We start from the raw sequence: 11,916 nt of genomic DNA, 5'->3' as shown, positions 1-11,916 counted from the left end.
CGCCATGCAGCTGCAGAAGAACCCGCACCGCTACTTCAACCTCTACCGGAAGAGATCGGACGGCACCTATGACACCAGCCAGGGCCGGGCGCTGATGCCGGACGGCTCGCGCCGGCCGGAGATCAAGATTCCGCAGGTATGGCCGTGCAACCCCCAATCCGTGCCAACCAGCAGCGAAGACAACGCCAACAATTCTGGCCGTTTCTACAATGCTTCTGGAAAACTCTACGACACCAACATGGCCTGGACCGAGATCAACGATCACATGCTGCCGGTCAGCCTAATGCCGGTGGCGTGAGCACGAGAGGATCTTAAGGACTGCTAGCTTCTGCCATTTTATCTGCTGCCTGTATCCAAACGGGAGCCCGGCAGAAGCTAGCAGTCTGTTGCCTGGACCTTGAAATTCTCCCACCGCCAGGCACGCATATGGCTGTCGGGTGGCAGGGTAATCTCCAACAGCTCCTGTTCAACGTAGGTGGCCATGGCGTCCGGTGCTTTGCCGGGATCCCGCCAGCGATAGGTATCGGAGACGACCAGCGCCGACCTCGCACAGGTCAACACAGCATGCAGTGCCTCAGGATCACGTAGCACCTTCACGCCCGTGCGGGGATCAACGGTGACTGGCCCTTGGCCTTGGACCTCGACATAAAGAGAATGGTTGAGGGCATAGTCGGCTCGACCGAAAGCATCGAGCGCTTCCAGTTCGCTGGGGCTGATGATCAACTCCGTCTCAGCCGTCTCCGGCGACAAGATCCGGGCGACCCCATGCCAGTCAGCCGATGGCTGTTCCGGTGGCACGGTGATCCCGAGAGCTAGGCTAACAACACGGATTGAGGCAGCGTTGCCGAGAATGACAAAGACGACAGCTGCAGCGACGATCGCCTGCCCCCAACGGCTCGCCGGCCATGCGATCGGCAGCTGCCGAAGATAGTGCCAGAGGCCGACCAGGCCGATCGCCCAGATCAGATGCAGCCAGGGTGCGAGATAGCCAATGTAGCGGGTTGCCTTCAAGCCAGCACCAGCGTGAAAGAGCAATCCAGTACCGGCTATCAGAACGGCACAGTCTGCAAGAGCCGGCGCAATTCTCCGACCGGCTAGCCACAACATCCCAGTCAGAGGCCAGAAAACTGGGTAGTAAATCAAGAGATAGCGATGATAGAAGATCGGGTCGTTGCTGGCGTCAGCAGCCCATGGCACCGACCAGCGATACTTTGCCCACAGCTCCGTGACCACGCCACTCGCAAGCCCGGCCACCACCGCCAAGCCCGCCAGAAGGCCCACCATCAGCAGGGCGCGGACGATCCTCGGCCTTGGCCATGCCGGCAGAATCAAGCGGGCTGCCATGAGAGTACCAAACAACAGGAGCGGAGCGAGGATTTCCAGCTGCAGCACCGAAATGCCGGCTGCGGCAAACGCCAGCAGCATGGCTGCAATGGTGCGGTCCCTAGGTGATCTGTCCGGGAGAAGGAGTTCCACCAGGCAGGCAAGGAACAGGCCGGCCAGCAGTGCAAGCAAGCCATACCAGCGCACAAAGGTAGCAATCTCGACCAGGAAGGGCGAGAGCACGCAGATGGTAGCCCAGGCATAGCCGAGCGGACGGTTGAACCGGGTGCTCAGCCACCAGCTGCCGGCCAGGACCAGGATGGCGGTCGGGATCAGGCTCACCAACCGGGCGACGAAGAGGTAATCGCCCAGCAGCCAGAAGAGCTGAGCCACACTCCAGGTGATTGGCACTCCTCGCAAGTAGCGCCCGTCCGTCCCGATCCGGTAGGTGCCGGTTTCCAACCAGCCACGGGCAGCCAGCACATGATAAAGTTCATCAAAGCGTGCTGCTTGAAACAGTGCTCCGCCCCACAGCAACACCATCGTCAGCGCAAGCAAGGCTGAGGCGACGGCGTATGGCGAGGAAGCCTTGGCGATCGTCCTCCCAGTCAGGGAGGGTGATGTCGTTTTCGGCTTCGCTGTCATCAGGGCAGTCATGATCCCTCGTGTCGGCGAATAAAGCGGCAGCTCGCCCCCCCCAAAGAGGACGGACCAGCAGCAACCCCATGGTGAAGAACAAATAGCGATTCTCGCCCAGATCACCGGAGGTGCCGGCGTTGAGCGCCATGTTCAGCGTCATCAGGAAAGCGCCGAGCAGGAGCGCATCCTGGCGAAGACGCTCCAGGGTGATCAGACGTAAGCAGGCAAAACAGGTGATCCCGAACAGGACCAGACCTACGGCACCCAGCTCGCCGATGATCTCCAACGGGAGCGAATGGGGATGGTGACGAATATCCGCGCCATAGGTCAGGATCGGCCAGGCACCGATGCCCTGGCCAAAGATGGCGGCCTCCTCGCCCAATGTAATGAACTCCCAGATCTGCATGGTCCGGCGGCGGTCAGAGACGCCCTGATTGTCGGAAAAGAGCGTCGCAAAGCGATTGATGGTGGTCGCCTTGCCGGCCATGTCGGGGTCGAAGATCACCCATAAGATCGCGCCGATGGCGGCGATGAGGCCACCAATCATCAGGAGATGGCCACGCTGAATGCCAATCCGTCTGCCCCGTATGCTGAAGCCCAGTGGGAAGACCAACGCCAGCGGCACCAGGGCTGCGATCAATGGTCCCTTTCCACCGCCGAACAGGAGCACCCAGACATAGAAGGTGAGCAGGGCCATGATCATCAGGCCCGTCTTGGACATTAGGCGCGGCTTGGCAGCCAGATAGGCGAACAGGGTCATGGCGGCCAAACCGCACACCCGACCATAGCCTAGATAGCCATCGCCGCCATTGATCAGGATGATTCGACCTGGCCCTTGCCGGATGTATTCGAGCAGGACCTGGATCGCCAGGATCAGCGCGAAGACGTTCAGCAGGATGAAGAACCGCTGGCAGCGCTCGCGGGAGTTGGCGATGATCATGCCACCCGCAATTAGCGCCCAAGTGTCGAAAAAGGTGACCTCCAGAACCTTCAGTCGCGCATAGACGAAGCCTGGTGTCCAACTCAGGCTCATCCACATCCAGACCAGGAATACACAGAAGCTGGCCACGGCGATGTAACCGGGGATGTAGAGGCGCTCGGTGCTGATCACCCAGACTCCAGCGGCAATCGAGAGCGCGCCGAAGATGATCACCGGGTCGGTCGGAAGTACGGCCATCACGAAGGGATTGGCTTTGTAGCGCCCGGCGAACAGGAACAAGAGGAACGCCGTCTCGAAGGAGAACACGGCGCGCAACAGACGCGGCCCTCGCCAGCCACCTGACCAAGTGATACGCGGCAGAATGGTCATGGTACGCACAGGCGGCGCTTCTAGATGGAGTTGGGATGGCGTGCAGGAACTGTCGTACGGTCTGCGACCAGCGAGACGTAGAGATGATCCAGGCGCGCGGCCTCGAGATCCCAATTGAAGCGTTCCAGCACCAAAGCCCGCCCCCGATCAGCCATGGCCTGCCGTCTGGAACGGTCAGCGATCAGTTCCCGGATCGTCGCCGCCGCCGAGGCAAGGTCCTCAGGATCCACGCAGACCCCCACTCCGTGTCTCTCGATCAGCTTGCGCCATACCGGAAAGTCCGAGCATACCACCGGAATGCCGGCGGCCATATACTCGAAGAACTTGGTTAGTTCCTTGCGGCGATAATGGTCGCTATCGGGGAAAATCGCCAAGCCCAGGATCGGCTTGGCCCGGTACGCCTCAAGGATCTCCCCGTAGCACAGCCATCGGCTTACTCCGACAATCTCAAGATTGGCGGCATCGCCCGCCCGCTCACGCATTTCTCGGGCAAGCTTACTGGACACGACGCCGACCGTGCGGACCCGCACCTCCGGCATGGCCTTGGCAAGATCAGCGTAGTTCAGGGCGCCACGTTGGCGCACAAGGCTGCCGGCGTAGACGATCACCGGCGCGGTGCTGTCCGCCTCCGGCACCTCATGCACCGCGAGTTCTGGGAAATCTTCCACCCGTGGATAGTTCAGGAGTTCCACTCCATTTGGGAAAATCTCCACATAGTATTTTTCGGCAATCACTACCGTAAAGCAGCGCGTCGCCAGATACTCCAGCACCCGCAGCCCGAAGGCGCAGGTAGCAGCTAGCCAGTATGGCAGGTAGATTGCCCGCCTGATGCCGGTACTGAAATCTTCATGGACATCATAAACGATGGGCCGGCCGCGCAGCAGCAGCAAGAACATCCACGGAATGAGTTCTGGGCTATGGAAGTGATAGACATCCGCCCGCATCCGCCAAGCGCGGAGGAACACCATCAGGGCAGTAAGTGTCATCCGCTGCAGCCGCGCGGAGGGCTTTGCGACCAGATCGAAACGGACATCGACCGGATCGGCTGGCACCTCGCGGCCGGGCAGGATCACGGTCACCTCATGACCCAGCTCCGCGAGTGAACGGCATTCCTTATGGACCACCCGAACATCGTCTGGGCAATGAGTCGTGGATAAATGAGCCACCCGCATAATCGCACACCACCAGAAAATGTTCTTGAGGCATTCTTATAAGATGGGACAGATTATTGCCGATATGCAGCATCTTGTCCAGACTGGTGCAAGGAAGCTTCCGGAATCTCACAAGGACTCTTAATGACGACTGATAAGCCATTCAAATATAACACAAAAATTACCACATTTTTAGAATCTTCGATCCTCTCGATTGCTGGCCAACTCCTGCCGCTGGCCGTCCTCCCTGCCCTCACCCGACTATACACGCCGGATGAGTTTGGGGTGTTCGCCATGTTCTTCGCGGCTGCGTCAGTTCTCGGCGGGGTCGCCGCATTGCGCATGGAGCAGGGCATCGTGCTGGAGGCCGGCCCGGAACTTGCCCATGCGACGGCCGCGACTTCGATTGGGACCGCAGCGGGACTGGCGCTGACGGTGGCCGCCACGGGCTACCTAATCGGCATCATGCTCCTGCCCGTCGGCACTATCTGGGCCAATCTTCCCTTTTGGGGGGGCATTGCTCTGGCGGCCTTCGCCCAGGCAGCGATGAGCGTGCTGACCTTGATGGCGTTACGCGCCGAGCTGGCCATTGCCCCTGCCCGGGCCAAGATCGTCCAGGGGGTAGCGTTAGCGATTGTCCCCATCGGCCTGGGACTCGCCGGTGCTGGCGCCGCTGGTTTGGTGCTGGGTCAGGTCGCGGGCTTCCTCTTTGGTGCCGCAGCTCTTTCTGTCAGCGTAGGTCCTTGGTGGCGGGATGCGAGGCTACTGACGCTGGCGAGGTGCCGTGCCGCTTGGCGGCGGCAGCGGGCCTATCGTCTGTATGCTGCTCCTGCTCTGCTGCTGAACACCGGTACCAAGATGCTGCCGGTGATTCTGCTGGCCGCCGCCTGGGGAGATGGCTTGGCCGGCCAGGTCGCTGTAGCGCAACGGCTGCTGTTCGCACCGGCACGTCTTCTGGGACAGACCGTGTCGCACTTTTACATTGCCCGAGCTGCCAGATTGGCGCGGACGAACCCCGAAGCTCTAGCAGGCCTCTTCACCCATACTATGTTCCGTCTGGTCCTCGTGGGCAGCTTGATCTTCCTGCCGATATTCGCCATTCCAGATGATCTGGTGGCATGGGCTCTGGGAGAAGAGTGGCGGACGTTCGGCCGCGTAATGAAGCTCCTTGTGCCGCTGGCATGGGCGGATTTCATTTTGTTTCCGATAGGTCAGACGTTCAATCTTATCAATAAACATGCTGCAGGACTGGTGTTTGATCTTGTGTATGCAGCACTTGTTGCAAGTGTGTTTATAGGATGCTATCTGACCCAAGTAGCAGGCTATAATGTTATCCTGATGTGGTCGCTAGCTACATGCTTATGCTACGTAACATCCTTGGCAGGATGCTACACGCTTATCATAAATAAGCATCCATCCGATAACTGAAATAACGTCAAAATGTACGCTGAGCTAACCTAAACATTGACGCATAAAATACTATATAATCCTGAATGTTTTATAACCATTTCAACAATAACTATATATTTGTACTGATATTATGACGGGAACGAGGGGTCCGATGCGGTGAAGGCAGGCTGGCGCGCCGACCAGCCGCCCACCTCCATGGCCATGTCCTGGTCCTCAGTAGGCGCGGGTGAAGCCGCCATCGTGCAGGATGTTCAGCCCGGTCATGCGTGCTCGGCGCCACCGCCCAATTCGAAGGCGATGCCCGTCGCCAAGCGCGGCATCAAGCTGTCAGGCTTTGAGCGGACCAGAAAGAAATCTGATACTGGTGCTGTTTGGACCATCTCGGGAGAAGCCTCATGATCGGGTCATCCACGTGGCTCTCCGTAGCCAGTTCCTCGCTGGTCCTGCTCCTGACGACACCGATCGCCGCCCAGACCGACAGCTCGAAACTGCGGGAGGTCATCACGGTTGCCGCCATCCGCGCGCACCAGCAGGCATTGCAGGAGGTTGCGGATGCCAATGGCGGAACGCGCACCGCGGGCAGCGCCGGTTATGACGCCTCCGCCAGTTACGTGGAACAGAAGCTGCGGGAGGCCGGCTACCAAGTCGTGGTCCAGCCCTTCCCGTTCCCCTTTTATCAGGAGAGGTCGCTCTCGGAGGCGGCACGTCTCAGCCCCGGGCCCAAGACCTACGTTCACGGCACCGATTTCCTGACCTTGCGCTACTCGGGTTCGGGCAGCGTGGAAGGCGTGATCATGCCGACCAGCGACATTGTCATTCCGCCGACCGCTGAACCCAGCTCCACCAGCGGATGCGAGCCCACGGATTTTCCAACCGCACCAGTGGAGCCGGCTATAGCGCTAGTCCAGCGTGGTACCTGCACCTTCGGCCAGAAGGTCACGAACGCCGCAGCCGCCGGCTATGACGCTATCATCATCTTCAATGAGGGCCAGACCGGACGTCAGGAGGTCGTCAGCGGTACGCTTGGCACCCCCGTTGGCATCCCCGTTTTAGGCGCCAGCTTTGCGTTAGGTGAGGAACTGCACCGGCTAGCTCAAGACGGCCAGGTACGGGTTCGGATCAAGACCGACGCCACCTCCGAACTCCGCCAGACGGCAAACGTCATCAGCGAGACAAGCAGCGGTGCTGCGGATCGCATTGTGGTGGTCGGGGCTCATCTCGACTCTGTTTCGGAAGGCCCAGGCATCAACGACAACGGCAGTGGCGCGGCCATGATCCTCGAGCTCGCAATCCAGTTGCACCGGCTCAAGATCACCCCAGCCAACCGGCTCCGCTTCGCCTTCTGGGGAGCTGAGGAGTGGGGCCTACTCGGGTCCATGCACTATGTCGAGCAGCTGCCAGCCCAAGAACTCAAGAAGATCCTCCTGAACCTTAACTTCGACATGCTCGGTTCACCCAATCCCGTACGTTTCGTGTACGATGGCGACGGTTCGGACAGCGGGCCAGCGGGCCAGCGGGCCCGGCCGGCTCAGCCGAGATCGAGAGCGTCTTCCTCGACTATTTCCGCAGTCAAAATCTAGCCACGCTGCCAACAGCCTTTGATGGCCGCTCGGACTACGGCCCGTTTATTGCCAAGGGCATACCGGCCGGCGGGCTGTTCTCCGGTGCGGAGGGCATCAAGACGCCTGAGCAGGCGCAGGTGTTTGGCGGAACCGCTGGCACGGCCTATGACCAATGCTATCATCAGGCCTGTGACAACCTCGCCAACAACAACGATCGTGCATTGGATGAGCTCAGCGATGCTGCAGCGCATGCGGTGCTGCACTTCGCCACCACACCGCCGCGTGCCGTGGTGGCAGCACTCGCAGCTGGTGTTGAGCTGGCGGCTGCGGGCGTACCACTGGAGACGCTGCCGTTCCGCGGCGAGGCCCAGCTCCAGAAGTAAATCAACTTAGAGCCCTTTGGTCTGTCGAAAGCCTCACGGCGAAGAGCCTAGGTGTACGGACCCGGAGTGTCATGGTGCATTATCCAGTGAGCAGGAGGACGCGCTATGGCACTAGGTCTTACCGTCCGCAGCTAGCTTCCTCGGCCAAGCTGCGATCGACCACGCGCTCGGCGGCTGCGGCCAAAAGATAGGCGAGCACGCCCATGAGCATGAGGCTATGCGTGCCAAAGCTCATCGTCAGAATGCCGGCAAGCACGGCGGCGATTACTGAGGCGCAGCCATTCACGCCCCAGGCCCATGGTACCAGGAAGGGGGCCGCTGCTTTGAGCCGGTCAAGGACGAGCGGGAACGGCAGCCCCATGGCGAAGGCCAGGGGGGCGACCAGCACCAGTACCAGGGCGGTGCGCAAGATCGCCGGAAGCTTGGCAGTCGATGCCAATAGAAGCGGTCCGGCCAAGCCGTGGAGCAGGGTGCATGCAGCGATCACGAGCACGACCGGCACGAGGCCATCGCGCAGCCGGCCGCGATCATGCGCGCCCGGCTTCGGCCTTGCTACCATCCCGCTTCCGAGGCCTGCGAACACGAGGAAGGCGGCGAGGGTCACGGCGAAGGCATAGACGGGCTGGCCGAGCAGCAGAACCAGGCGCTGCATCGTCGCGATCTCGATGAACATGAAGCCGAGGCCGATCAGCAGGAAATAGGCGCCGGTGGCACGTCGCAGGTCTGGACTGGAGCGGCCTGCGAGAAGCCGGGCTGGCAGTAGGACCAGTAGGAGCGTGGCGAGGACGGCGATGCCGAGGGTCCCGAACTGTACTGGCCAGCCCCAGTCGAGCAGACCGGCATTGCCCTGCCGCGCCGACGCCCAAAGTGCCGGCAGCGCCTGCCAGCGGAAGAAGTCGAGGAAGTAGGGCCGATCATCGGTGGCGGCACGGATGTCGAAGGCATAATTCGCGACGAAGGCTGCGCGGCCTGGCCCGGTGAGGGTGGCAATCCCTTCGAAGAACACGGGCTTACCCAGAAGGTTGAAGCGGTTGGCGGCTGTGCGCGGCATGCCCGGATACCAGCCCAGATCGAAGGCATGCTCCTCGGCAAAGCGGTCAATGACAGCGAGTTCGGCCGTCTTGAATGGTGTCCGCCGAACCAGCAGGAGCACACTATCCCAGGCACGCATCAAGGCTAGATGCCGGGCGGCCTGGGCCACGCCCAGACGCTCAAGCGCCTCGATTGCGGTCAGGGCCAGCTTCAGGCTGTCGCGTGGCGGCAGGCGGAGCGGATGCGGCAGGGCGAGCAGGCCGGAAGGGGTCAGCCGCTGCAGATAGGTAGTGAACGCCTCGACGGTGGTGGCGTAGCTCTCGGCAAGCGTACTGCGGTCGGCCGCATGTGGGCGCAGCAGGATCAGGTCGTAGCTGCTCTCCTCGGCAAGGACGAAGCGACGTGCGGCATCGACATGGAGCCGGACCTCTGGCCGCTCCAGCAGGGGACCGGCGAAGCCGGCCAGCTCGCCCCGCAGCAGATCGGCGACCATGGCATCCGGCTCGATCACGTCGATGCGGCGCGCACCATGCCGCAAGGCGAGGAGCAGGTCGCTGCTGCCAAGTCCCAGCAGGAGAACACGAGGCTGCTCCTGAAGACGGTAGGGCAGCGCTGCGAGCGTGGCGTCGAGATAGGCCAGCGGTGCAAAATCGCCGGAAAAGCGCGTGATCGGGGCTGGCCCCTCGCCGTCGACGAACAGGCCGAGCTGTGGCGCCGGCTGCTGCCGGTTCATTAGGCTCAGTCCGGCGATGCTGCGCAGCGGGATTTGCGTGCTCTGCACGACCTGGACGAGCCCGATCGGGCTGGTGCGCTCGGCCAGGATCTCCGTGCCTTCGATCAGGAGCATCTGCGGCAGCGGCTTGAACGGCGACATGCGCAGCGTCGGCTGACCTGCGGCAGCAAGGCTGGCTAGGGCGGCCGCCACGACCAGGGCTGCGACAGCGAGGTGGCGGTGGTCCGATAGCAGCACGATGGCACCCGCTGCCGGGCCGAGCGCGGCAATGAGCGGAAGCGCCTGATCCGGGCGGAGGATGGTCAGCAGGCCGACGACGGCCAAAGCGCCCGTACCTGCTCCCAATAGGTCGAACCGGTAGATCCACCCCACCGGCGCTGCGAAGCAGGCGAGCGCCAGCCCGGTGCAGCTGGCAGCAAAGAAGAAAGGTATGGCGAACAGCAGGTAGAGCAGCGCCAGCCACAGCCATTGCCGAGGATTCCAGATGACCTCGAGGGCGTTGAATGGCACGGCCTGGGCAATGGCGACCGATGCCAGAGCAGCGATGCCGAACAGGCTTGCGGCACCGGCGAAAGCAAGCGCCGCATGCGGGCGCAGGCGGTCGACCAGCGGTGCCAGCACGCCGCCGCTGGCACCATAGCCGAGCAGCGCCAGGCTGATGACCATGCCGGCGAAGTGATGCCAGTGGATGATGGCCAGAATGCGGGTCAGGAGCACCTCGAACGCCAGGGCGCCCCCCGCGACGAGGGCGACCGCGACGAGGTCGGATCGCATTTTACAAACCGCGTACGAGCGGCACGAAGGCTACCGGTAGCGTCTGGTAGGTGCGCAACCTGCCGTCCTGCCTCTTCTCGACCAGCATCAGAAGCTGAAGCGCGAAGCCGCTGCCGACCGGGATCACCATCCAACCGCCTGGCTTGAGCTGATCGAGGAGGGGTGGCGGGATGTTGTCGCCGGCAGCGGTCACCATGATCCCGTCGAACGGTGCGGCCTCCGGCACACCGTAGTAGCCGTCGCCGCGATGGACGGTGACGTTGGCGTGGCCCTGCGCACGCAGCCGCCACTCGGCCTCATCAGCGAGCGGCCGGATGATCTCGATGCTGTGCACCGTCTGGACCAGTTCGGCGAGCACGGCCGCCTGATAGCCCGAGCCGGTGCCGACCTCGAGCACGACCTGTCCCGTTGCAGTGCGAAGCATGTCGGTCATCAGGGCCACGATGAAAGGCTGCGAGATCGTCTGACCATGGCCGATCGGCAGCGGCCGATCCTCATAAGCATGCGCGACTTGGTCAGGAGGCACGAAGGCGTGGCGCGGCACGCGGCGCATCACCTCCAGGATGCGCGGGTCGATCCAGCTCCTGCCAAGCGCCTCGCCCGCAACATCGCGGGCATGCTCCTCGATCCTGGCCACCATCGCCGTCCGTGCCGACGCTTCCTCATCCGCAGCCCCGGCCACGCGCGCGGCGATGGCGGCGGCGAAGGCCATGAGTGCCGCCCGGCGCCCGACACAGCCGGCAGCCGAGGCTTCACGCGGCCCGGTCGGCTCGGAAGGATGTGCAGCCGTTTCCATGACTACAGGCTGCGCTGTCCTGGCCAGATCGTCAACGGCAGCCTGCACAGTCGGGATGAGCAGCGCGGCTGCTGGGCACCCGAACCAATCAACCCATTGAGCTATTGAGCAACAGCCTAAGGCACCAGGTGTCGATTGACGGCATGAAGTTACATTTGAGCAGCCGGTAGTCTTGCGCATACCGTGGCATCATTGGCAGCGGGTCGCCATGAAGGCAGCACAAAGATTGGAAAGATCCCGGCAAAACCGAAAATACTCTGGCGCAACTGCGGCGTCTTGGAAGGCTCCATGAGCAGGATTGCCAAGCTGGAGCTGGATCGTGGGTGATCCACATCTCCGCTGAGTGCTGGCTGAGGAGTTCGGCATGACCTGGACCAGTATCGACGTGACCGACACCTCTCGCCCAGTTGAGCAACCGGATCGCCTCGATCTTGGCCACCCACTTGCCGAGCGGGTGCCGGGAGCGACGCGTGTGACCCGTGATTCGGCCATCCGGCACATTATTGGATTGGCGCCATGACCATGCTGTTAACCGTGGTGATAGCGACCAGTGCAGACATCAAGCAGAGTCGGCGGCTGCAGAGACATTATAACATGTAAGGTTTCTTTTAAGAATGTTCTGCGTAGTAGTAGATCCGTTATGGATTGTATAGTGCACTTTCGTTGTGGACACTTTGCTCTGAACATGACAAGGCCCACGCTTGTACGTGGGCCTTGTCCTTGGAGATTGGCCGAAACCGATCAGAAGTCCATGTCGCCCATGCCGCCGCCGGGGCCGCCGGCCGGCATCGGGGCGTCCTTCTT

The 11,916-nt window shown here is 61.9% G+C and carries 8 protein-coding genes; 4 read left to right on the top strand and 4 right to left on the bottom strand.

Features of this window, described 5'->3' with window-relative positions:
* The coding region (locus EQG76_RS30460) for a hypothetical protein (protein WP_159718981.1) at positions 1 to 298 on the top strand (298 nt) is incomplete at its 5' end.
* Between the two features lie 77 nt (positions 299 to 375).
* On the opposite strand, the gene EQG76_RS33185 is transcribed toward EQG76_RS30460, so the two are convergent.
* The gene (locus EQG76_RS33185; protein ID WP_159718980.1) at positions 376 to 1,980 is read right to left on the bottom strand and encodes a hypothetical protein; all 1,605 of its coding nucleotides are present in this window, start codon (positions 1,978 to 1,980) and stop codon (positions 376 to 378) included.
* Between the two features lie 1,311 nt (positions 1,981 to 3,291).
* The gene (locus EQG76_RS30450) at positions 3,292 to 4,443 is read right to left on the bottom strand and encodes a glycosyltransferase (protein WP_255476612.1); all 1,152 of its coding nucleotides are present in this window, start codon (positions 4,441 to 4,443) and stop codon (positions 3,292 to 3,294) included.
* A 123-nt stretch (positions 4,444 to 4,566) separates the two neighbouring features.
* Here EQG76_RS30450 and EQG76_RS30445 point away from each other — a divergent pair, with 123 nt between their 5' ends.
* The 3 genes from EQG76_RS30445 to EQG76_RS31945 all read left to right on the top strand — a co-directional run bounded on the left by EQG76_RS30445 (position 4,567) and on the right by EQG76_RS31945 (position 7,777).
* Positions 4,567 to 5,850: a lipopolysaccharide biosynthesis protein gene (locus EQG76_RS30445; RefSeq protein WP_159718978.1), complete on the top strand. Its 1,284-nt coding sequence runs from the start codon at positions 4,567 to 4,569 to the stop codon at positions 5,848 to 5,850.
* A gap of 377 nt (positions 5,851 to 6,227) precedes the next feature.
* Complete coding sequence (locus EQG76_RS30440) at positions 6,228 to 7,412, top strand: M20/M25/M40 family metallo-hydrolase (RefSeq protein WP_200841262.1); 1,185 nt, start codon at positions 6,228 to 6,230, stop codon at positions 7,410 to 7,412.
* Entirely contained in the window at positions 7,370 to 7,777 is a 408-nt protein-coding gene (locus EQG76_RS31945; protein WP_200841264.1) for a M28 family peptidase, read from the top strand. The genes EQG76_RS30440 and EQG76_RS31945 overlap by 43 nt, the downstream gene beginning before the upstream one ends.
* A 118-nt stretch (positions 7,778 to 7,895) precedes the next feature.
* On the opposite strand, the gene EQG76_RS30435 is transcribed toward EQG76_RS31945, so the two are convergent.
* Positions 7,896 to 10,316, bottom strand: a complete 2,421-nt coding sequence (locus EQG76_RS30435) for an SAM-dependent methyltransferase (protein WP_159718977.1) — start codon at positions 10,314 to 10,316, stop codon at positions 7,896 to 7,898.
* Position 10,317: 1 nt separating this feature from the next.
* Entirely contained in the window at positions 10,318 to 11,292 is a 975-nt protein-coding gene (locus tag EQG76_RS30430; RefSeq protein WP_235031640.1) for a protein-L-isoaspartate(D-aspartate) O-methyltransferase, read from the bottom strand.
* Positions 11,293 to 11,916 lie beyond the last annotated feature (624 nt).

It is taken from the genome of Geminicoccus flavidas (genome assembly GCF_009806515.1).
Lineage (GTDB): Bacteria > Pseudomonadota > Alphaproteobacteria > Geminicoccales > Geminicoccaceae > Geminicoccus > Geminicoccus flavidus.
The sequence above is the reverse complement of the archived record's forward strand: the minus strand, read 5'-3'. Positions and strand labels throughout refer to the sequence as shown.